Source organism: Sphingopyxis flava (assembly GCF_900168005.1).
GTDB classification, from domain to species: domain Bacteria; phylum Pseudomonadota; class Alphaproteobacteria; order Sphingomonadales; family Sphingomonadaceae; genus Sphingopyxis; species Sphingopyxis flava.
On sequence record NZ_FUYP01000001.1, the window covers coordinates 135,311 to 155,378 of the forward strand.

General features: G+C 64.3%; 21 protein-coding genes. 4 read left to right on the forward strand and 17 right to left on the reverse strand.

From position 1 onward, the window contains the following. Positions 1 to 26: 26 nt before the first annotated feature. Complete coding sequence (locus tag B5X69_RS00665; RefSeq protein ID WP_079636727.1) at positions 27 to 1,079, reverse strand: cobalamin-independent methionine synthase II family protein; 1,053 nt, start codon at positions 1,077 to 1,079, stop codon at positions 27 to 29. 85 nt (positions 1,080 to 1,164) lie between these two features. Between B5X69_RS00665 and B5X69_RS00670 the strand changes: the two genes are divergently transcribed. Beyond that, entirely contained in the window at positions 1,165 to 2,730 is a 1,566-nt protein-coding gene (locus B5X69_RS00670) for a long-chain-fatty-acid--CoA ligase (RefSeq protein ID WP_079636728.1), read from the forward strand. 189 nt (positions 2,731 to 2,919) lie between these two features. Here the strand turns inward: B5X69_RS00670 and B5X69_RS00675 are convergent, their stop codons facing one another. From B5X69_RS00675 to B5X69_RS00705, 7 genes are read right to left on the reverse strand one after another with little or no spacing between them, the layout of a single operon-like run. Further along, a complete protein-coding gene (locus B5X69_RS00675) occupies positions 2,920 to 3,513 on the reverse strand; it encodes a VOC family protein (RefSeq protein WP_245798484.1) in 594 nt (197 codons plus the stop codon). Between the two features lie 17 nt (positions 3,514 to 3,530). Next, the gene (locus B5X69_RS00680; RefSeq protein ID WP_079636927.1) at positions 3,531 to 4,148 is read right to left on the reverse strand and encodes a glutathione S-transferase family protein; all 618 of its coding nucleotides are present in this window, start codon (positions 4,146 to 4,148) and stop codon (positions 3,531 to 3,533) included. 60 nt (positions 4,149 to 4,208) lie between these two features. Next, positions 4,209 to 5,123, reverse strand: coding sequence for an SMP-30/gluconolactonase/LRE family protein (locus B5X69_RS00685; RefSeq protein ID WP_079636732.1), 915 nt, complete (start codon positions 5,121 to 5,123; stop codon positions 4,209 to 4,211). Then, the gene (locus B5X69_RS00690) at positions 5,120 to 5,767 is read right to left on the reverse strand and encodes a carboxymuconolactone decarboxylase family protein (RefSeq protein ID WP_079636733.1); all 648 of its coding nucleotides are present in this window, start codon (positions 5,765 to 5,767) and stop codon (positions 5,120 to 5,122) included. The genes B5X69_RS00685 and B5X69_RS00690 overlap by 4 nt, the downstream gene beginning before the upstream one ends. Positions 5,768 to 5,777: 10 nt before the next feature. Further along, positions 5,778 to 6,173, reverse strand: a complete 396-nt coding sequence (locus B5X69_RS00695) for a nuclear transport factor 2 family protein (protein WP_079636734.1) — start codon at positions 6,171 to 6,173, stop codon at positions 5,778 to 5,780. An 11-nt stretch (positions 6,174 to 6,184) separates the two neighbouring features. Further along, positions 6,185 to 7,072: an SDR family NAD(P)-dependent oxidoreductase gene (locus B5X69_RS00700; RefSeq protein WP_079636737.1), complete on the reverse strand. Its 888-nt coding sequence runs from the start codon at positions 7,070 to 7,072 to the stop codon at positions 6,185 to 6,187. Then, a complete protein-coding gene (locus B5X69_RS00705; RefSeq protein ID WP_176141465.1) occupies positions 7,069 to 8,364 on the reverse strand; it encodes a spinster family MFS transporter in 1,296 nt (431 codons plus the stop codon). The genes B5X69_RS00700 and B5X69_RS00705 overlap by 4 nt, the downstream gene beginning before the upstream one ends. A 106-nt stretch (positions 8,365 to 8,470) precedes the next feature. On the opposite strand from B5X69_RS00705, the gene B5X69_RS00710 reads away from it, so the two are divergent. Beyond that, a complete protein-coding gene (locus B5X69_RS00710) occupies positions 8,471 to 9,238 on the forward strand; it encodes an SDR family NAD(P)-dependent oxidoreductase (RefSeq protein ID WP_176141466.1) in 768 nt (255 codons plus the stop codon). A gap of 30 nt (positions 9,239 to 9,268) precedes the next feature. Here the strand turns inward: B5X69_RS00710 and B5X69_RS00715 are convergent, their stop codons facing one another. Genes B5X69_RS00715 through B5X69_RS00740 form a run of 6 tightly spaced genes read right to left on the reverse strand, consistent with a single transcriptional unit; the run spans position 9,269 to position 15,947 of the window. Then, positions 9,269 to 9,961, reverse strand: a complete 693-nt coding sequence (locus B5X69_RS00715; RefSeq protein WP_176141467.1) for an alpha/beta fold hydrolase — start codon at positions 9,959 to 9,961, stop codon at positions 9,269 to 9,271. Next, on the reverse strand, positions 9,961 to 10,881 hold the full coding sequence (locus B5X69_RS00720) for an NAD(P)-dependent oxidoreductase (RefSeq protein ID WP_079636744.1): 921 nt from the start codon (positions 10,879 to 10,881) through the stop codon (positions 9,961 to 9,963). The genes B5X69_RS00715 and B5X69_RS00720 overlap by 1 nt, the downstream gene beginning before the upstream one ends. Beyond that, entirely contained in the window at positions 10,878 to 12,176 is a 1,299-nt protein-coding gene (eno, locus tag B5X69_RS00725) for a phosphopyruvate hydratase (protein ID WP_079636746.1), read from the reverse strand. Before eno ends, B5X69_RS00720 begins: the two co-directional genes overlap by 4 nt. Then, positions 12,173 to 13,150, reverse strand: a complete 978-nt coding sequence (locus B5X69_RS00730) for a phosphotransferase family protein (RefSeq protein ID WP_245798491.1) — start codon at positions 13,148 to 13,150, stop codon at positions 12,173 to 12,175. The genes eno and B5X69_RS00730 overlap by 4 nt, the downstream gene beginning before the upstream one ends. Position 13,151: 1 nt before the next feature. Further along, positions 13,152 to 14,282 carry an alpha/beta hydrolase gene (locus B5X69_RS00735; RefSeq protein WP_079636928.1) on the reverse strand — a complete coding sequence of 377 codons (1,131 nt, stop codon included), beginning with the start codon at positions 14,280 to 14,282 and terminating at the stop codon, positions 13,152 to 13,154. Between the two features lie 30 nt (positions 14,283 to 14,312). Continuing rightward, entirely contained in the window at positions 14,313 to 15,947 is a 1,635-nt protein-coding gene (locus B5X69_RS00740) for a long-chain-fatty-acid--CoA ligase (protein WP_079636750.1), read from the reverse strand. Between the two features lie 147 nt (positions 15,948 to 16,094). Here B5X69_RS00740 and B5X69_RS00745 point away from each other — a divergent pair, with 147 nt between their 5' ends. After that, positions 16,095 to 16,550: a MarR family winged helix-turn-helix transcriptional regulator gene (locus B5X69_RS00745; protein WP_079636751.1), complete on the forward strand. Its 456-nt coding sequence runs from the start codon at positions 16,095 to 16,097 to the stop codon at positions 16,548 to 16,550. Here B5X69_RS00745 and B5X69_RS00750 read toward each other — a convergent pair. Both B5X69_RS00750 and B5X69_RS00755 read right to left on the reverse strand, forming a co-directional pair. Next, the gene (locus B5X69_RS00750; RefSeq protein WP_176141468.1) at positions 16,547 to 17,122 is read right to left on the reverse strand and encodes an NADPH-dependent FMN reductase; all 576 of its coding nucleotides are present in this window, start codon (positions 17,120 to 17,122) and stop codon (positions 16,547 to 16,549) included. The two genes, B5X69_RS00745 and B5X69_RS00750, sit on opposite strands and share 4 nt — an antisense overlap. Before the next feature lie 73 nt (positions 17,123 to 17,195). After that, positions 17,196 to 17,702: a MarR family winged helix-turn-helix transcriptional regulator gene (locus tag B5X69_RS00755; protein ID WP_079636929.1), complete on the reverse strand. Its 507-nt coding sequence runs from the start codon at positions 17,700 to 17,702 to the stop codon at positions 17,196 to 17,198. A 183-nt stretch (positions 17,703 to 17,885) separates the two neighbouring features. On the opposite strand from B5X69_RS00755, the gene leuD reads away from it, so the two are divergent. Further along, positions 17,886 to 18,470 (forward strand): 3-isopropylmalate dehydratase small subunit, encoded by a 585-nt coding sequence (gene leuD, locus B5X69_RS00760; protein WP_079636755.1) that lies wholly within the window; start codon positions 17,886 to 17,888, stop codon positions 18,468 to 18,470. A gap of 48 nt (positions 18,471 to 18,518) precedes the next feature. Here the strand turns inward: leuD and leuC are convergent, their stop codons facing one another. Further along, positions 18,519 to 19,931 carry a 3-isopropylmalate dehydratase large subunit gene (gene leuC / locus B5X69_RS00765; RefSeq protein ID WP_079636930.1) on the reverse strand — a complete coding sequence of 471 codons (1,413 nt, stop codon included), beginning with the start codon at positions 19,929 to 19,931 and terminating at the stop codon, positions 18,519 to 18,521. Positions 19,932 to 20,068: the final 137 nt, after the last annotated feature.

Sequence of the window (20,068 nt, forward strand, 5' to 3'; positions counted from 1 at the left end):
GGGGCGCTGCATTTCTGCCCTCCCGATCAGGCGATCTCCGCGCGCACCAGCGCCGCGCCTTCCACCATCGCCTTCAGCTTGGCCTGCGAATGCTCGCGGCTATGGTATTTCATCCCGCAATCGGGGGCGATCCAGAGGCGTTCGGCATCGACATATCGCAGCGCCTCGCGGATGCGGCCCGCAACCACTTCGGGCGTTTCGACGTCGGGAACCGACAGATCCAGCACGCCGTACATGATCGTCTTTGTCGGCAGTTCGGCGAGGATCGCGGGATCGAGTCCGGGCTGGGCCGCCTCGATCGAGATGACGTCGACCGCCGAGGCCTCGAGCTCGGCCAGAAAATCATAAGCCTTGGGCTTTGGCCCGGTCGCGCCGGCGCCGTGGTGGACCATCGCATAGCCAAAGCAGATGTGGAGCGCTGTCGTTCCCTCGACACCGTCGAGTGCGCGGTTGATTGCCTCGATCGCATAGGCGCCTGCAGCGTCGGCGCGCGCCTGCAGATAGGGCTCATCGAGCTGGACGACGTCGACCCCGGCGGCAAACAGGTCGCGGATCTCGGCGTTGACCGCGTCCGCATAATCGATCGCGAGGGCGCGGGCGTCGGCATAATAGCCGTTCTCGGCCTGCTGCGTCATCGTGAAGGGGCCGGGAAGCGTGAGCTTGACCGGCTTGGTCGAATGGCGACGAAGAAAGGCCGCGTCCTGCGCCTCGATGGGCGCAAGGCGGCGGATCGGACCCGAGACGAGCGGCACGGGATTGGCATTGCCTGTCCGGTCGATCGCTGTGCCATGCTTGTTAGGATCGATCCCGGAAAGGGCCGTCGCGAGCCGGTTCGAATAGCTTTCGCGTCGCATCTCGCCGTCGCCGACAATGTCGATGCCAATCTCTTCCTGCTCGCGGATCGCCATCAGCGTCGCAGCTTCCTGCGCGTCGGCGAGCCAGGGTTCGGGTATGCGCCAGAGCGTCTCGGCGCGCACGCGGGGCGGTAGGCTCGCTTTCAGCCGCTCCCGGTCGATCAGCCAGTCAGGTTGGGGATAGCTTCCCACGATCGTCGTGGGCAAGATGGGGTGGTCAAACACGGCTGATCCTCTCGAATTTTTGGACTGGCCAGTTTTTACTTAGTATTCTATCTAATTCAAGCGAAACAGACGGTGGGAGAGCTCGATGATCGATTTGGATGCCATCAGGACGCTGGCCGACATCCCCGCAGCGCAGGCGCAAAAGCGCGGCGGCGCGGTGGCGGTAAAATTCGGCGCCCGTGAAACAAGCTTCGCCGAACTCGACGCGCAGTCGAACCGCGTCGCCAACGCGCTGATCGCGTCGGCGGTTGTTCCGGGCGACCGCGTGTCGGTTCTCTCGAAGAACCATGACGCCTGGTATCCTCTCTTCTTCGGAACCGCGCGGTCGCGCGCCTGCCTTGCACCGATCAACTGCAGGCTTGCAGCGGGCGAGATCGCCTTCATCCTCGGCGATGCAGCGCCGAAGCTATTGTTCGTCGGCGAGGATTTCTTCGAGACCGCGCTTGCCGCGATTGCGGAGCTTGAGACCCCACCGCGCCTCACAGCCCTTTATGGCGCGCACCCGGCCTTCGAGAGCTTCGACGCCTGGCTGGGCGATGCGCCTGCGGCGCCGCCGGCCGACGAGCCGCAACTTGGCGACGATGTGCTCCAGCTCTACACCAGCGGGACCACCGGACGCCCGAAGGGCGTTGTGCTCGCCAACAGAAATTACCGGCGATTCCTCGAGATGGCGAGCGAAGTCGACGGCTTTGCCTACGACGAGGACGACACGGTGATGATCGTCATGCCGTTGTTCCACGTCGCGGGAACCAACGTCAGCTTTTCTGGCCTCGCGCAAGGCGGACGGCTGGTTCTGGTCAAGGACTTCGCCGCGCCCGACGCCATCCGGATGCTCACCGAGGAACGGGTGGCGCATGCCTTTCTCGCGCCCGCCATGATCCAGATGATGCTGCAGCAAGCCGAAGCACCCGACGGCGATTATTCGCAGCTCCGCTCGATCGCTTATGGAGCCTCGCCCATCGCGGAGGATGTGCTTCGCCGTGCGCGTGCGACCTTCGGCTGCGACTTCGTACAATTTTATGGCATGACCGAAAGCGCGGGCGGCGGCGCCTATCTGTCGCCCGCCGCCCATGATCTGCCGGGCAAGCTGACGTCGTGCGGCAAGCCCTGGCCGCAGACCGAAATGGCGATCCTCAATGGCGAGGGGCGCCCGCTCGGCGATGGCGAGATCGGCGAAATCGCAATTCGCGGCGACATCGTCATGAAGGAATATTGGAACCGACCCGAGGCGACCTGCGAGACGGTTATCGATGGCTGGCTGCACACGGGCGATGTCGGATATCGCGACGCCGACGGCTTCTATTTCGTCCACGACCGGATCAAGGACATGATCGTCTCGGGCGGCGAAAATGTCTATCCCGCCGAAGTCGAAAGCGCGATCATGGGCTGTCCTGGCGTCGCCGACGTCGCCGTGATCGGAGTCCCTGACGACAAATGGGGCGAAGCGGTGAAGGCGCTCATTGTCCCCGTTAAGGGTGCCGAGCCGGACCCGGACGCGGTGATCGCCTGGGCGCGCGAGAGGATCGCCGCGTACAAGGCCCCCAAGAGCGTCGACTTCCTTGATGCTCTGCCGCGCAATCCTTCAGGCAAGGTGCTGCGCCGGGACCTTCGCGCTCCCTATTGGGAAGGCCGCGAGCGCGCCGTCGGGTAGACGCGCCGCGCGGCAGCATGAGCGCTCGAGGGAGCATCAAGGTGCCAATGCAGGGCCATCGCCCGGCGACGAAAAGAAAAAATGCCGCCCGCCCCCTCGCTTCGTCCGGCGAGCGGCGGCAAGAAGAACGGGATGGCGCAAAAAAGGCCCGGCGCAAGCGCCGGGCCCAGAGGACTTCTCGGTAGAAAATTATTCCGCGGGAACCGGCGTGCGGCCCGTGATCATTCCTTCGGCCTTGCTGCCGTCGGCGCGCACGGGGTCGTGCGCAACGTCGCTTTCGTCGAGCACCTTGGTCCACGCAGCGAATTCGAGGCACACGCCGTCGGGGTCGAAGAAATAGACCGAGCGCACGAAAACACCCTCATGCATCTCAGCCGACGACTGCGTCGGCGAGTTGTCGTGGTTGAGGATCGGGGTCACTTCGACACCCTTTTCGATCAGTCGCTGATAATATTCATCGAACTTTTCGGCGCGCACGTTGATCGCGATGTGGTTCATCGAACCGTGCGCCGACACGAAGCTTCCCCGCGTGGGCAGCGCGGCAGGAGCCGACACGCCCGGCGCCGCCTCGGGCGCATCGGGGAACCAGAAAAAGGCCAGCGAATCGCCGTTGCCGATGTCGAAGAAGAAATGCTGGCCGTGACCGCCCGGCAGGTCGATCGTCTTGGTCAGGGGCATCCCGAGGATGTCGCGATAAAATTCGACCGTCTTGGCCATGTCCTTGCACACAAGCGCCAAATGGTTGACGCCGCAAAATTCAAATTCGGTGTTCGTCTGTGCCATCATCCATCTCCTTTATCTTAGCTGGGATTGACGCTGGGACGGGCCTTCATGCCCTCGAACCAGCGCAGAATATTGCCGTTGGCGGGGTCGATCGGCTGCCCCACACCGGCGCCGAAATCGAGAAAAGCAAAGAGCAGAATATCGGCAAGGCTGATGCGGTCCCCGGCAATGAACTCACGCCCTGCGATCAGCGGATCGAGCCATTTGAGCCCGTCCTGCGCGACCGCCTTCAGCCCCGCCGCTGCTTCAGGAAGGCAGCGCATCCGGGATTCGAAAAGCGGCAGCCCTTCGGCAAAGCGGAACCCGTTGGTCATCGGCTCGCAGATCTTGAGGTCGACGCGGCGCGTCCACATGCGCGTTGCCGCACGCTCCTCCGGGGTTGACCCGATCAGCACAGGATCGGGAAAGCGCTCTTCGAGATATTCGCAGATCGCCGTGATTTCGGTAAGGATAGAGCCATCGTCGAGCTCGAGCGCGGGAGTCTGCCCTGCCGGATTGACCTCGACTGCATAGGGTGCGCGCCGGTTCTCGCCGCCCCGCAGATCGACCACGACTTCAGGGAGACTGATCCCCTTTTCCGCCATGAAAATCGCCACGACGCGGGGGTTGGGACCAACGCTGGTAAAAAATCTCATGGCCATCCTCTCAGTACATGTCCTAACGATTTACGCGATAATTGTCAACTAAATTGACGGTTATCGCAAGGCAAGCCCGGGTCGGGGCCATCGCACACGATAAAGCGTGCCCGTCGTCGAGGCGGTAATATAGGCGTCGCGGCGATCGGCACCGCCGAAGGCGATATTCGTGATCCCGATGTCCGGAAGCGGCAGGAAATCGCACGCACCCCCTTCGGGATCGAAAATGGTGATCCCACCCTCGACCATCGTGCCGACACAGACACGGCCGCTTTCCTCGACCGCCAGGCTGTCGAGCAATCGAAAGGCGGGCGGCGTGCCGACGTAGCGGCCAGGCGACCAGGCACCCGGCGGCGCGAGTTCGCCGGGCGCGACGACGTCCATCGCCCACACCCGCGCAGTCATCGTCTCGCTCATATAGAGCGTCCGCCCGTCGGGTGAGAGGCCGATGCCATTTGGCCCCATCACCTCAGCGCGCTGACGGCTGATATAGGAGCCATCGGCCCGGGCATAATAAATCGCGCCATGATCGCGGCCGCGCGCGCGGACCTGCCCATGATCGGTGAACCAGAATCCGCCTTCGCCATCGAAGACGATATCGTTCGGCCCCTTGAGCGCCTCGCCCTCGAACTCATCATAGAGCGTCGTGACGGCCCCGGTTACGAGATCCACGCGCTGGATCGAGCCGCACGCTGCGTCATTCGCCGCGTGGCCGGGGAAGAGCAGCGCTCCCGCCTCGACCCACTGGAAGCCGCCATTGTTGCAGACATAGGCGGCTCCGTCGGGGCCGAGCGCGACCCCGTTCGGCCCGCCGCCGAGCTCGGCGACCACCGTGAGGCTGCCATCGGGCGCCACACGGGTCAGTGTGCCGCGCGCGATCTCGACGAGCAGTACGGATCCGTCGGCCATCGGCACGGGACCTTCGGGAAAGCGAAGGCCCCTCGCGATGACCTCGGGCACGCCAAAGCCGCTCATTCGGATTGCGGCCGCGGCGCGCTGAGGAAGTCCGCCGCGCTGAAACCTTCGGGCGCGGCGATCTCGACGATCGGGTCCTCGCGCGCGTCATACTCCATGCGCAGCGCGCGGGTGATCACCGCGTGCATGTCATAAAGGCAGGTGATGTAGGTGAATTCGAAAATCTGCTCATCGTTCCAGAAGGTCTTGAGCTTGTCGAACACCTCAAGCGGCACGCGTCCGCCGGCCTGGCTCAAGCAGTCAGCGTAGGCGAGGACCGCGCGCTCCTGCTCATTATAGCAGTCGGCGACAGTCCAGTAGGCGATGGCCGCGATCTTATCCTCGCTGACGCCGAGGCCGCGGAGCGACTTGCAATGCTGCGAAAAGACGAACTGGCTGCCTTTGACCCAGCCGGCGCGCGTCTGGCCAAGCTCGCGAAGCACGGGGTCGATCGTGCGCGCCGGGTTGCGATAAACGGCAAAGCCCTTGACCGCATGCTCGAAAATATCGGGCGAGAGCGCAAAGACGGTCCACCAGTCGCCGGGCGTGCCCGTCGCGGTCCCGGGCTCCGCCACGGGGTCGCGGTCGCCAAACAGTCGGTTGTAATAGGCAAGGACGGTCTCGTCGGTGACCTCCGAGCGGGGAACTTGGCGAAGAACGGGCATCGAAAACTCCTCAGGCGTTTGCAAATTTGCGGAACTCGGCGACGTGCGCTGAATCGAAATATTCGTCGAGACGGGTGATCTTGCCATCCACGACCTTGCACACGATTGCGCAGGGGAGGCGCACCGCGCCATCGTCGTGAACGCGCCGCCCCTTGAGGACGTGCTGCTGAACGAAGCCGCCGGGAAAAACGGCAAGCCGCCGCTCGGCATATTCGCGGTCCTTGATCCGCGCGACCATGCCGGTCAGCGTCTCGGCCGTCTGCGCAGGGGTGACGATCTTCTCATCGGTATTGTGCCAGATTTCGGCATCGGGGGTGAAGCTATTGCGCATCGCATCGATATCGCCTGCCTCGATCGCGTCGAAGAAGCGCGTCGCCATCGTCCGGATATCGTCGAGTTCCGCCATGATCTTTCCTTTCAAGCTTTAGCGCCGAACATCCGGCCGCCGTTGGCCCTGATCAGTCCGTCTATATCGTCGCCCTTATATGCTGGGTCGGCCGAGGGGCCGAAGGCAGCGAGCATATCCTGCGTCACCAGTTCGGCCATCGCCTTCCATTCGGGATGGGTGAAAATCCAATATTCGCCCTTTTCAATCGCCTCGACGACGCGCGCTGCGATCCGGTCCGGCGACATGCCGCCAGCGAGAACGCCCTGCATCGCCTGGCTGGTCGCTGCCGCCTTGCCGATTTCCTGGCGCGCCGGGCGCAGATTGCGCGTTGTCTCGACGATCCGCGTCGCGGACATCCCCGGCATCAACACCGAGATATCGACCGAGCTTTCGGCCAGTTCGTTGCGAAGCGCCATCGCAATGCCAAGCGTTGCATATTTGGAACTGATATAGGCGACCGAGATGGGAGGCGGCACAATCGCAACCATCGAGGAGGTCATGACAAGATGGCTGGGCTCGCCGCTCGCCTTCATGTCGCCGAGGAAGGTGCGGCAGGCATAAAGATGCGCGTGCGCGTTTACCGCATAGTTCCAGCGCCACACCTCGGTGTCATATTGCTCAAACGGTCCCGATCCGCCGCCGACACCGGCATTGCTGAACAGGATTCGCACCGCGCCGAAATCGCGCGCTGCATCACCCGCCTTCGCCCAGCTCGCCTCATCGGTTACGTCAAGCTCGACGCCGAGCGCGTCGCGTCCTTCGGCGCGAAGACCGTCCGCGGCCGCCCGCGCACCGGCGCCGTCGATGTCGGCCAGAATGACGCGCGCGCCCCTCGCGCCCAGCGCGCGCGCCGTGGCAAGACCGATCCCGCTCGCAGCGCCCGTGATGAACGCGGTCTTTCCGCGCACCTTGGTCATTCAGCGAAATCCCTGTCGAGGTGGCGGGTCATTGCGAACTGCGCAAGACCCGCCGCGAGAGCGAAAGGAATGATCGTCATCAGCGCCCAGCGGAGGCTTTCATCGCCGTGGGCGGGCTTGAGTGCGTCGCTGACAACGCCAATGAACAGCGGGCCGAGGCCAAGGCCGACGATGTTGAACATCAGCATCAGCACAGCAGCGGCTGTCGCGCGGCTGCGCGGCGGGGTCAGGTTCTGGACCAGAGCCAGCGCGGGGGCGACATAGGCCGTGCAGGCCGCCATCGGAACCAGCATCAGCGCCAGCGAAATCTGCCAGCTGTCGACGAGCAGCGCGGCGGCGAAAGTCGGGATCAGCACCCCACTCGCGAGCGCCGGGATCGCGCCGTAGGCGCGCGGTGATCGCTTTGCGGCGTGGCTGACGAGCCAGCCGCCACCCAAAATGCCGACACCAAAGGTGATGCCCGCGGCAGGGGCGAACCAGGTCGCCATCGCCTCGAGCGGCATGCCTTGCGTGCGCATCAGGAAAGCGGGAATCCAGTTGAGCATGCCATAGCTTACAAAGGCGGCAAGGCCGCTGCCGATCATGACCATGCGCAGCGACGCGCGGCGCCAGAACATCGCGAGGCTCTGCGCGAAAGGAAGCGCTTCATCGGCAGTCTTTTGCGCGTCCATCGCGCCGCGGGCGGGTTCGCGCACCAGCCATATCAGGAGAGGCGCGACGAGGATCCCCACGCCCCCGATGACCATGAAAGCGCCGCGCCAGCCGATATTGGCCGCCGCCCAGGCCCCGAACGCAGCCCCGACGAAAACGCCAAATGGACCGTTGAGCGTGAAGAGACCGATTGCAAGCGGACGCTGCGCCGGTGGGTAGAGGTCGGCGATCACCGATAGCGACGGCGCGGTCCCCCCCGCCTCTCCCGCCCCGACACCGAAGCGCATCAAGGCAAGCTGCCAGAAGTTGGACACCATGCCGCACGCCGCGGTGAAACCGCTCCAGACGACGCACGCGATACCGATCAGCTTCACCCGGTTCCAGCGATCGGCGATCATCGCGACTGGGACGCCCATCGCGGCATAAAAGAGCGCAAAGGCCAGCCCGGTAAGCAGCCCGAACTGGGTATCGCTGAACTGCATTTCGGCCCGGATCGGCTCGACGAGCACCGAAAGGAGCTGACGGTCGACGAAATTGATCGTGCCGACGAGAAACAGCATCGCAAGCGCGAGATTGCGCCGCACCGCGAGCGCGCCGCCCGATGGCACGGTACCCGCTTCGACCACCCCAGCCTGCGTCATGCTTCTCCCCATCTTTTCGATTCCGCGTCGCCGAAAATGCTTAGGTATTTAAGTTTATCTGTCAATGTGCTTTACGGTCAATCGACGGAGCGGAGAGAGGAACCCCATGGATATCCAAGGCAAGAAGGCGATCGTGACGGGCGCGGCGAGCGGGATCGGGCGCGCAACCGCGATCATGCTGGCAGCGCGGGGCGCGGCCGAGATTGCGCTCGTCGACGTCAAGGAGGCCGCGCTCGCCGATACCGCGCGGCGGGTCGAGGCAGCGGGTTCTCGCGCGAGCGCCAACCTGCTCGATCTCGCCGACATTTGTGCGACCGAGGCGTGGTTTACCGCGCACGGCGACGTCGACATCCTGCACAACAACGCCGGCATCGTCTCGGGCCTTCCGCAATTCCCGGATGTCGACGCAGCGCGCATCCGCGCGATCATCGATGTCAATCTGACGGCCTTGATCGCCGCGACACAGCTCGCGGTGCAGGCGATGCGCAGACGCGGCGGCGGCGTCATCGTCAACACCGTCTCGACCGTCGCGCTCGGCACGGGCTTTTATGACACCATGTACGCGACGACCAAGGCGGCGGTGATGATGTTCACCCGCTGCTGCGCGCCCTTAAAGGAAGAATGCGGTGTCCGCGTGGCGGGCATGCTCCCGGGTCTCGTCGACACGCCGATCCTTGATACCACCGGCGCTGGCGGCAAGTCGGAATGGATGAAGGCTGTTCTCGCAAATCATGAATCCTGCGCTCCTGAAGACATTGCCGAGGGCGTGATCGCGCTGATCGAGGACGACAGCCTCGCAGGCGGCGACTGGGTCGCGGTGCGGCGGCTCAACGGGAAAATCGACTATCAGTGGGGGCACGCGGACACCGGGTAGCCCCGCGCCTTCCACGGCTCGCGGCCTTGTCTAGCGTTCGATGAAGGCGCTCAGCAGCGGTTCCACGATCTCGGGTGCCTCGATTGTCGGCAGGTGGCCCGCTCCAGGCACGACCTCCAGCCGCGCTCCGGCGATGGCATCGCGGATCTCCTCATGATGCGCGCGGCTCGTGATGCCGTCCTTCTCGCCCCAAATAAGCAAGGTCGGCACCTCGATCTCGCCGAGGCGCGGGCGGCTGTCGATCCGACCCATGATTGCACGCTGCTGTGCAAGGAACGTCTCGGCGCCCGTATCGGCGGCCATCTGACGCGCGATGCCGAGGAGGCGCTCGTCGCCGCGCTTCTCTTCGGGAAACAGGATCGGGATGCGTTCCTCGACAACTTGCGCAAACGCGCCGCGTTCGACAAGATCGATATAGCCCTGACGCCTCGCGGTCTGTGCCGGGCCATCTGCCGAGGCGAGCGTCGAGATAAGCGCGAGCTTGGCCACACGCTCGGGCGCATGGCGCATCACTTCAAAGGCGACGAAGCCCCCCATCGCGTGCGCGATGAGGATAAATTTTGCCGGCGCTTTGCCAAGCAGTCGCTGGGCAAATCCTGCAATGCTGTCGTCGCTCTGATTGTCAGCGATAATGATCTCGCGGTCCCGCCAGACGTCGGCAAGGGGCTGCCAGACCGCATCGGTCAGAAGCTGGCCGGTAATGAGAACAATGGGAAGCGACATCATACCACCTGATGGAGAAGCCTATCGCCCGCAGCGAGGCGGCGGCAATTTTCGTGCGCAACCCGCAGACTGCGGCCAAGCGTTTCGGGCGTGAGCCAGGCAATATGCGGGGCGAGCACGGCGTTGGCGAGGCCGAAGAGCGGGTGGCCGCGCGGCAGGGGCTCTTCGGCGAACACATCGAGCCCGGCGCCGCGCAAATGACCCGAGGACAGCGCCTCGAGGAGTCTTGCTTCCGCGACAAGTTCGCCGCGCGCCGTGTTCACGAGCACCGCGCCCTTCTTCATCGCGAAGGGATCGATGCTGGCGCGCGTCTCGTCGGTGAGCGGAATGTGCAGCGATACGATATCGCTTTCTCCAAGCAGCCGATCGAGCGGCCAAAATTCATAAGGCGCGTCGCGCGGGGAGCGCGCCGTATAGACGATCTTCGCCCCCAGGGCCGCTAGCGCAGGTGCCAAAAGCTGCGCCGAGTGGCCAAAGCCCACGAGCCCGACGGTGCGCCCGCCGATCTCACCGACCTGATCAAGTTCGCAAGGGTCCGCGCTCCACCCCTCGCCCGCCCGCGTGCGCGCGTCGAAGAAGCAAGTTCGGCGCAAGACGGCGAACATCAGCGAGAGCGCCATCTCGGCAACCGCCTGGCTGTTCGTGCCCGGCATGTTGCAGACCGCGACGCCGTGCTCGCGCGCCGCATCGAGTGCGATCGTGTTGACGCCGACGCCAAGCTTCTGGATCAGCTTCAATTTCGGCGCCGAGGCAATGAATTCGGGCGTCACCGGGGTGAGGACATGAAGCAGCGCAGTGATGTCCGGGGCCACCGCGTCGAGCGGCGCCGCCTCGTCGACATGGACGACGACGCCGGACCCGAAAATCGCATCCACCGCCTCGCGAAAGCCCGGGCTTGGACGGGCGTGCAGAACGATCATGCGGCCACCCGGCCGATGGCCCCGGCGAAGGCCGAGAAGCCCGCAAATTCAGCGTCGGGACCCACCGCCTCCTCGATGCGCAGCATTTCGTTCCACTTCGCCATGCGCTCGGAACGAGTGAAGCTGCCGACCTTCAACTGGCCGGCGTCCCAGCCGGTTGCGAGATGCGCTATGGTGACATCCTCGCTTTCACCCGAGCGCGCGGAGACGATCGTGCCCCAGCCGCGCGCGGCCGCGGCATCGAGCGCTGCCCTGGCCTCGGTCACGGTCCCCACCTGATTGACCTTGATCAGCGCTGCGTTGCACACCTCGGCCTCGGCGGCGCGTTCGACGCGGGCTGCATTGGTGACGAGCACATCGTCGCCGATGATCTGGACCCGATCGCCGATCTCGGCAGTGACGGCGGCCATCGTCGTCCAGTCGTCCTGGCCTGCAGGATCCTCGATCGACAGGATCGGATAGCGCTGCGCCCATTCGACAATCCGCGCGGCCATCGCTTCGCCCGAGAGGCGTCCCTCATCGAGCGCGAGCTCATACCCGCCCGCATCGCCAAGCTCGTTCGCCGCGATGTCGAGCGAGATGAACACCTCCTCGCCCGGGCGGTGCCCGCTCGCCTCGATCGCCTTCGTCAGCGTATCGAGCGCATCCTCATTCGAGGCAAAATTGGGCCACCAGCCACCCTCATCGGCGACGCCCGAAAGGGGCCCCTTTGCTTCCATCAGGCGCCCGGCCGCGCGATAGACGTCGCCGGTGATCTCGAGCGCGCGGCGAAAGCTTCCGGCTTTTGGACACATGACCATGAAATCCTGTACGTCGGTGCGGCGCCCAGCGTGCGCGCCGCCCCCGAAAATCTGGATCTCGGGGAGCGGGATGCGCACTTTCGCGCTCTTCGCAAGATAGCGCCACAGCGGTTCGCGCGCATGGGCGGCGGCGGCATGGAGCACGGCCATTGAAACCGCGACGATGGCATTGGCGCCGAGCCGCGCCTTGTTGGTGGTATTGTCGAGCGCGCACAGAGCCGCATCGATCGCGGCCTGGTCGCCCGCGTCCATGCCCGCGAGAGCATGCGCGATCTCCGATCCGATGCCGGCAACCGCGCGATTGACGCCAAAGCCGCCAAAGGCCGTGCCGCCATCGCGAAGATCGATCGCCTCGTGCGCACCGCGCGAGGCGCCCGCGGGCGCAATAGCGCGGCCCACGGCGCCCGACTGAAGGAGCACCTCGGCCTCGACGGTGGGCCTGCCGCGCGAATCCCAAAGCTGGCGACCGGTGACAGAGGCGATACGCGAGGTCATGCTAAGGTCCTTTTCCATTGAGAGACAAGCGCGTCGGCGGCTTTGGGCGCGAGGATCAGGGCGCGCGCCTGGTCACGCACAATGCGCCTGAGTTCAGGGTCGGTAAGATAGGGTGCGGGCGATTTGCCCGCGACGCGGGCGAGAAGGAGGGCCGCGGTGAGCTTGCCCGCCCGCAGCAGCAAATCATCGGCATCCTCCCAGTCGATTCGGGCGCGATAGGCCGCAACGAGCGTTGCTGCCGCCTCGTTGAGGCGCGCATCGTCCGACCAGACCGCCTTCAAGAGCAGGTGCGTCGCGCAGAAACCAAGGTCGAAGGCGGGGTCCCCATAGACCGCGCACTCAGCGTCGAGAAACACCGGGCCCTTCGCGCTGACGAGGATATTCTTGGGGCTGACGTCACCGTGGACGAGCGCAATCTTGCGCGAGGCAAGGTCGCCAGCGAGCGCGCTGAGCGCGGGCGATAATTCTTCATCATGCTGCGCGACATGGAGCAGGAAGGGATCGATGCGCAGCGCTGCGAACATCGCGTCGTTGGGAAAGGCCGCGCGGTCGCTCGCGCTCGCCGCCGTCGCGGCGTGGACCGCAGCGATGCCCTCGCCGACCTGCGCGGCAAAGCCGCTGTCGATGCGCCCCGCCATCAATTCGTCCTTCCACACCGGGCAGCCGGGAAGGAAGCGCATCGCAAAGGCGTGACCGGGCAGTTCAGCCAGCACCTCGGGCGCGATCGCGGGATTGACCTTGCGGGCGCGCCTGAGCCAGCGAACCTCGCTCGTCCCGCGCTCGACGGGTGCGTGCCAATCGGCGGCGACGCGAAGCTGCGCAAGCGGACGTTTCACGACGATCGGGCCCGAGGGCGTGTCGGCCTTCCAGACATCGCACGAGACGCCGCCGGTCAGCGGCGTGAGGACGAGGTCGCCCTCGCCCGCGAGCCCTGCGGCGCGCAATTGCTCGGCGATGTCGGCGCTCGCCGTCACGTCAGAGCTTCTCCCGGATCCAGGCGCCGACGAGATCGGCTGCATTCTGGCGCTCTTCGATCGAATCCTCGAAATAATGGGCGCCGGGGATCAACTCGAGCCGCTTGTCGCTCGTGCCCAGAAAGTCGAAGATCTTGCGCGCGTCGCTGGGGAATACGCCGGTATCGGCGCTTCCCTGGACCACGAGCGCTGGAGTGTCGTGCTTTGCAAGGTGCGGTTGCCCCTGGCAGGGCGATGTTTCAAGGCTCCACATATTGAGCCATGTCCTGATCATGTTTGCGCGGCCAATGCTCGGCGTACGGTTCGCGACCGCAGGGTCGCCGCGATAGCACCAGTTGGGCTTGCGGTCGGATGGGTCGATGGCGGGGTCAACGCAGCGGATGTCGCCCCAGCAGCGAAACATTGGAAAGATGCGATCGGGAATCCCTGCGTCATTCAGACGCCCAAGCTCGGCCTTCGCCCAGTCGGTGATCCGCTGGTTGCGGGCACGCTGCGCGGCGCGATATTTCGCGATGAATTCTGCCGAATAGGGCGGGCCATTGTCAGGATTGAAAGGGTCGAGTTCAGGATCGGTTGCAACGGGGTCATTCTCGTCGACGACCGAGGCGTCCATCCAGTCCGTGAGGACTTCGGGGCGCCCCTGGTGCGCGTTGAAGCTTATGTAAAGATCGCCCTTGATAAGCTCGGCAAGTGCATCCTGTCCCACCGCGGGCAAGCGGTCGGTCAGGGTCGGCGCAATCGCCTCGGCCTGGTACGCACCCATCAGCGAGCCGCCTCCTGAGTTGCCGAGGATTACGATCTGTTCAACGCCCGCCTCTTCCTTCAGCCATTTCATGCCTACCCCGATATCGAGGATTGCATGCTCGAGCAGAAACTGATCCTCGAACCCCCGGTAGCGTGTGTTCCAGCCGAGGAAGCCGAAGCCCTGCCGCGCGAAATAGGGAGCAATATAATGTTCGGAGAAATCGACATTATAATGAGTGGCAATGATCGCGACCTTCGGGCGCTTGCCGGCCTCGGTCCAGTAGATGCCCTGGCAGGGATGGCCGCCCGCCTGGATACGCGGCGCGGTCGGCGACACGCGGCCGATAAATTGCGCGTCCAGTCCCTCGATCCCATTGGGGTCCACCATCATCGTCACTCCTGATTGTCTGCTTGAACTTCAGCGGGCCGCGTCGAACGGCAGCTCATAGTCTTCGAGCCCTGCGCGGATTGCTTTCTTGTCGATCTTGCCGGTCGGACCGAGCGGAATGCGCTCAACGAAAAGCACATCGTCGGGCATCCACCAGCGCGCGATCTTGCCCTCGAGGAAGGCTTTGAGATCATCCGCTGTGGCCGCAGCGCCGGCTTTCAGTTCGCAAAGGAGGATCGGTCGCTCGTCCCACTTTGGATGGGAAACGCCCACGACGGCGGCGTTCGCAACCGCCGGATGGCCCATCGCGATATTCTCGATCTCGATCGAGCTGATCCACTCGCCGCCCGATTTGACGACATCCTTCGCGCGGTCGGTGATCTGCATATAGCCTTCGGCATCGATCGTGCTCACGTCGCCGGTGTCGAAAAAACCCTCGGCATCGAGCACATCGCCGCCCTCACCGCCAAAATAGGCGCGTGCGATCGTCGGCCCCTTGATCATCAGCCGCCCCGGGGTCTTGCCGTCGTGCGGCAGGCGATTGCCTGCATCGTCAACGAGCTTCATTTCGAGCCCGCAGAGGAGGCGGCCCTGCTTCAGCCTGTACGCCATCTGCTCGGGTTCGGGTTTCGCCGCGACCGACGCATTGGGGACCGAGACCGTGCCGAGCGGCGACGTTTCGGTCATGCCCCACCCCTGGATCACATCGACGCCATAATCGTCGCGGAAGGCTCGAATGATCGATTCAGGACAGGCCGAACCGCCGATCGTGACACGCTCGAGGGTCGAGAAGCGCTTGCCCTTTTCCTGCATGTACTGGAGCAGCATCTGCCAGACGGTCGGCACCGCGGCCGAATAGGTCACGCCTTCGTCTTCGATGAGATTATAGATGGATTCGCCGTCCATCCGCTGCCCCGGGAGCACGAGCTTTGCGCCGACCGCGGGGGCTGAATAGACGACGCCCCAAGCATTGGCATGATACATGGGCACGACAAGCAGGACGCAATCGCGAGCCGAGAGCGCCAGCGCGTCGCGCTGCAGCGTCATCAAGGCGTGGACATAGTTCGAGCGGTGCGAATAGAGGACGCCCTTGGGATTTCCTGTCGTGCCGCTGGTATAGCAGAGGCCGCACGCGGTATTCTCGTCAAAACCGCCCCAGCGATATTCGGTTGACTGCCCCGCGATCCAATCGTCAAAGGCGATGGCGGGAAAGCCTGTCTGCGGCAGCGACGCACGATCGCAAAAAAAGATCACTTTCTCGATCGAGGGGACTTGCAGCAGCAATTGCTCGACGAGGTCCGCAGTCGCTGGATCGGCAAGCAGCAGGCGGTCGCCCGCGTGGTTCGCGATATAGGCGATCTGCTCCAGAAAAAGCCGCGGGTTCAGCGTATGGAGAACAGCGCCCATCCCCGCCGCGCCATACCAGGCGGCAAGGTGCCGCGCACCATTCCACGCCATCGTTGCCACCCGGTCTCCGACCTTGATGCCTTCGGCGGCAAGCGCGTTCGACACACGCTTCGCGTCGGCGCGGATGGCAGCATAGGTCGCGCGGGTCACTCGTCCTTCAGCGTCGCGCGATACGATCTCCCGCGCGCCGTGCCAGCCTGCCGCATGGTCGAGGATCCGGTCGACCGTCAGCGGCACATTCTGCATCAATCCGTCCATGCGGCTCCTCTTTCCCCAATTGCACTAATAGATAGTATACTAAGTATTTTGCCATTGCAATGCCGGTCCGCTTGCCTCGCGGCAGGCCTTCTTCTAGCGTCGCAAGGCTGGCGCTTCGCAGGCAAATGAGGATTATCGCGGCTTTTCATGCGCACCAATCAGTTGATCATCGCCCTCTTCCAACGCTTCTGCTGGCTCGACGAGGGGCTGCAGGCGCGGCTTCACGACCACGGCTGGCCCGACGTCAGCCGACCGCAGTCGATGGTGATGACGAACATCGTCAGCGGTATCGTGCGCCCGTCGGATATCGCGCGCAACCTCGGCGTTTCGCGGCAGGCAATCCACAGCACAATCAATCAGATGGTAAAGCTCGGCATCGTCAAGCTCGAGGTCGATCCCAGCGATCGGCGTAACATGATCGTCGCGCTGACCGACCTTGGAGCCCGCATGCGCGAGGACGCGCAGCGTTCGATGGACGCGCTGTCGGCACAGATTGCCGCGCGGCTCGGGCAGGATCGCTTCGATGCGTTGCTCGCCGCCCTCGAGGCGGATTGGGGCGACAATATGGAGCAAGAGCCGGCGGCGCCTTCGCCCCGCAGCTAGGCTGCAAGGGCCGCCGCGACCTTGACCAGCCGGGCCGTCGTCATGTCGACGAGGGAGGCGGGAAGCGGCTCCTTGAGCTCGCCGTCGCCGCCAAAGCCGGTATGGGCGAGCGGTACCAGCACCTGCTCGGGGATCACGACCATCTGGATTGTGGTCAATATCTGTCTGAGATGCGTCAGCCCGCGCAGACCGCCAAAGGGGCTGACCGAGGCCGACATGATCGCGGCCGCCTTTCCGCGAAAGGCGGTCAAGGCAATCAGATTCTCATCGCCTGTCGGGCGCGACGCCCAGTCGATCGCGTTCTTGAGCAGCGCAGGCACGGACCCGTTATATTCGGGCGAGACGAACAAGACCCCGTCCTGCGCAACCAGATGCTGCTTGAGCGCGAGCGCGCCTGAGGGAAAGGCCTCTTTCTCGAGCGCTTCCGAATAAATGGGCAGGTCGAGCGCCGCAAGATCGAGCGCCGTCACCTCGGCGCCATGCGCCTCAAGCCGTGCGGCCGCGAGCCTGGCCAGCGCCTGATTATAGGACCCCTCGCGCGCGCTCCCGACGATTACTGCAATCTTCGTCATCATTCCTCCCGAACCGAATTCGTTAGAATACTAACTTATGATTCGCTCGGAACGCAACTCTCTCCGGATGCGCTCAGGCCTTCACGTCCGAAAGCACCGCCAATTTTTGGGTTTCATCCGCCAGATTGTCGATCACGCGGCGCATCAGCGACTGCAGCGTTTCGACCTCCTCGTCGGTCATGCCGCGCGTCGCAATCTCATGAATCTCGGCGTTCATCGGCGCGAGAGTGAGCTCAAGCTTCTTTGCGTGAGGGGTCAGAAAAATGAAGGTCTTGCGCCGATCGTCGTCGGTCTTCCTTCGCGTAATAAAGCCTGCCTTCTCAAGGCCCTTCAGCGCAACGACCGTAGTCGGCTCGCGCATTCCGACCCGTTCGCTGAGCTCGCGCTGGGTAATGCCATCCTCGCGCCACAGCTGGCGCAGGAAGCGCCACTGACCAGCCGAAACGTCATAGGCAAGGGTGCGGCGCTCGAGAAGCCGCGAGAAGGAACGGAACACCACTCGCGCCAGATAGCCGATACTGTTTTCCGGGTTGGTGTAAAATTCCGCCGGGTGCCGATAGCTTTGGGCTTTCTTGGCCAATTTCCATTCCCCTTCGGCCATTTTGGCTGGCGGGTACATGGCCCGCCTCGGCATGAACCTTAGAGGCCGAAGGTTCGGCCGACAAGGCGCTTCGTCGCCAAAACGGTGCGACAAGCCCGCGATACCATTGGACAAAGCCTGAATGTCCGATATACTTAGAATACTAAGTTACGGGAGAAGGTCTTGGAAAAATTCGTGCGGTTAAGAGCGGTGGCAGCTCCCTTGCCGCTGGCCAATGTCGATACCGACATGATCATTCCCGCGCGCTTCATGAAAGCGCTCACAAGGGACGGGCTTGGCAGGCATCTCTTCCAGGAACTGCGCTATACAGGCGATGGCTGCGAGCGCGCGGATTTCATTCTCAATCATCCCTCGTGCCGCAACGCGGGCATCCTCGTTGCCGAACGCAATTTCGCCTGCGGCTCGTCGCGCGAACATGCAGTCTGGGCGCTTGCCGACTTCGGGATTCGCTGCGTGATCGCACCGAGCTTTGGCGATATTTTTGCCAGCAATGCACGCAAGAACGGCCTACTGCTGGTTCGCCTTGCCGACTCCGTCTGCGAGCAGCTGCGGAGCGCGATCACCCTTTCCCAATATGCGCCGATCGAGGTGGATCTTGAGGCGCAGACGATCCTGCTCGCGTCGGGCGAGACGATCGCGTTCACGGTCGATCCGGACGATCGGCGCGTGCTCCTCGAAGGTCTCGACGACATCGGCCGGACATTGCGCCACGCCGACGCAATCGCGCGCTTCGAGAGCGCCTCCTAGCGCTGGGCCGCACCCAGCGCCCATCACCAAGGGGAGTTGAGGCGGCCGCTACGGCAAATCTTCGGGCGAGATGATCGCCCCTGCGATCGCGCTCGCGGCGGCAAGCGCAGGGCTCATGAGGTGGGTGCGTCCGCCGCGGCCCTGCCGGTTTTCGAAATTGCGGTTCGAGGTCGCGGCGCACCGCTCACCGGGGTTCAGCCGGTCAGGGTTCATGCCGACGCAGAGCGAGCAGCCGGGCTCGCGCCAGTCAAAGCCCGCGGCTTGCAATATGTCGGCGATGCCCTCTTCTTCCGCCTGACGCTTTACCAGGCCCGACCCCGGCACCACCATCGCGCGGACATGCGGCGCGACGCGGCGGCCCCGAACAATGCCCGCAGCGACACGCAAATCCTCGATGCGGCTGTTGGTGCAGCTGCCGATGAACACGCGGTCGATACGGACACCTGCGATCGGCGTTCCCGGCGCAAGACCCATATAATCAAGCGCACGCTCGGCCGCCGCGCGAAGCTCGGCGTTGGCTATCGCCGCCGGGTCGGGAATGAGGCCGCCAACCGGCACGACCTGGGAGGGATTGGTGCCCCAGCTCACCATCGGCCGCACGCCAGTCGCATCGAATTGCACTTCGCGTTCGAAGCGAGCGTCCGCATCGCTCGATAGATGCCCCCAGCGCGCGAGCGCTGCATCCCACGCTGCGCCTCGGGGCGCTGCGGGCCGCCCCTTCAGATAGGCAAAACTCGTCTCGTCCGGAGCAACAAGCCCGGCCCGCGCTCCCATTTCAATGCTGAGATTGCACAGCGTCATGCGCGCGTCCATCGACAGCGCGCGGATCGCCGGCCCCGCATATTCGATGACATGCCCGCCTGCGCCATCGACGCCGATGATACCGAGAATGTGGAGGGCAAGATCCTTGGCAAAGACGTGCGGCGCAAGCGCGCCGTTCACGGTGATACGCATGTTGCGCGAGCGCCGCTGGCGAATCGTCTGGGTCGCCAGCACATGCTCGACCTCGCTGGTGCCGATCCCGAACGCAAGCGCGCCGAAGGCGCCGTGGGTCGAGGTGTGACTGTCGCCGCATACGATCGTCATCCCGGGCTGCGAGCGCCCCTGCTCGGGACCCACGACATGGACAATGCCGCCGCGCGGATCTCCCATCGCGAAGCGCTCGATCCCGAAATGGTCGGCGTTGGCCGCGAGCGCCTCAAGCTGCGCGCGCGCCTCTTCGTCGGCAACTCCCGCAGGGCCTGCCGCCTGTCCTTCGGTGGGGACATTATGATCCGAGAGCGCGAGCGCCCGCTGCGGCTGCCGCACCCGCCGCCCCGCGGCAGCCAGCGCGGCAAAGGCCTGTGGCGAGGTCACTTCGTGGAGCAAGTGAAGATCGATGTAGAGCAGCGTCTCGCCATCGTCCTCAGCGACCGCATGCGCGTCCCAGATCTTGTCGTAAAGTGTGCGCCCGCGCGTCATCGCGGTTGCCGCCATCGCGGACGCTTCCCTTGCCCTGGCATAACCTCGAATCGCCCTCTGCCTAATTACTTAGTACTCTAATTATATGCAGAGAGGATGGCGCGATGCAAGGCGTGTCGATCGTCGCCGCCGCGCGC

Coding starts and splice junctions, on each gene's coding strand:
- B5X69_RS00740 (WP_079636750.1), bottom strand. CDS start 15,947: ATGGACGGATTGATGCAGAATGTGCCGCTGACGGTCGACCGGATCCTC.
- B5X69_RS00670 (WP_079636728.1), top strand. CDS start 1,165: ATGATCGATTTGGATGCCATCAGGACGCTGGCCGACATCCCCGCAGCG.
- B5X69_RS00680 (WP_079636927.1), bottom strand. CDS start 4,148: ATGAGATTTTTTACCAGCGTTGGTCCCAACCCCCGCGTCGTGGCGATT.
- B5X69_RS00705 (WP_176141465.1), bottom strand. CDS start 8,364: ATGACGCAGGCTGGGGTGGTCGAAGCGGGTACCGTGCCATCGGGCGGC.
- B5X69_RS00735 (WP_079636928.1), bottom strand. CDS start 14,282: ATGGTGGACCCCAATGGGATCGAGGGACTGGACGCGCAATTTATCGGC.
- eno (WP_079636746.1), bottom strand. CDS start 12,176: ATGACCTCGCGTATCGCCTCTGTCACCGGTCGCCAGCTTTGGGATTCG.
- B5X69_RS00750 (WP_176141468.1), bottom strand. CDS start 17,122: ATGACGAAGATTGCAGTAATCGTCGGGAGCGCGCGCGAGGGGTCCTAT.
- B5X69_RS00695 (WP_079636734.1), bottom strand. CDS start 6,173: ATGGCGGAACTCGACGATATCCGGACGATGGCGACGCGCTTCTTCGAC.
- B5X69_RS00720 (WP_079636744.1), bottom strand. CDS start 10,881: ATGATCGTTCTGCACGCCCGTCCAAGCCCGGGCTTTCGCGAGGCGGTG.
- leuC (WP_079636930.1), bottom strand. CDS start 19,931: ATGACGCGCGGGCGCACACTTTACGACAAGATCTGGGACGCGCATGCG.
- B5X69_RS00710 (WP_176141466.1), top strand. CDS start 8,471: ATGGATATCCAAGGCAAGAAGGCGATCGTGACGGGCGCGGCGAGCGGG.
- B5X69_RS00685 (WP_079636732.1), bottom strand. CDS start 5,123: ATGAGCGGCTTTGGCGTGCCCGAGGTCATCGCGAGGGGCCTTCGCTTT.
- B5X69_RS00745 (WP_079636751.1), top strand. CDS start 16,095: ATGCGCACCAATCAGTTGATCATCGCCCTCTTCCAACGCTTCTGCTGG.
- B5X69_RS00690 (WP_079636733.1), bottom strand. CDS start 5,767: ATGCCCGTTCTTCGCCAAGTTCCCCGCTCGGAGGTCACCGACGAGACC.
- B5X69_RS00700 (WP_079636737.1), bottom strand. CDS start 7,072: ATGACCAAGGTGCGCGGAAAGACCGCGTTCATCACGGGCGCTGCGAGC.
- B5X69_RS00675 (WP_245798484.1), bottom strand. CDS start 3,513: ATGGCACAGACGAACACCGAATTTGAATTTTGCGGCGTCAACCATTTG.
- B5X69_RS00715 (WP_176141467.1), bottom strand. CDS start 9,961: ATGTCGCTTCCCATTGTTCTCATTACCGGCCAGCTTCTGACCGATGCG.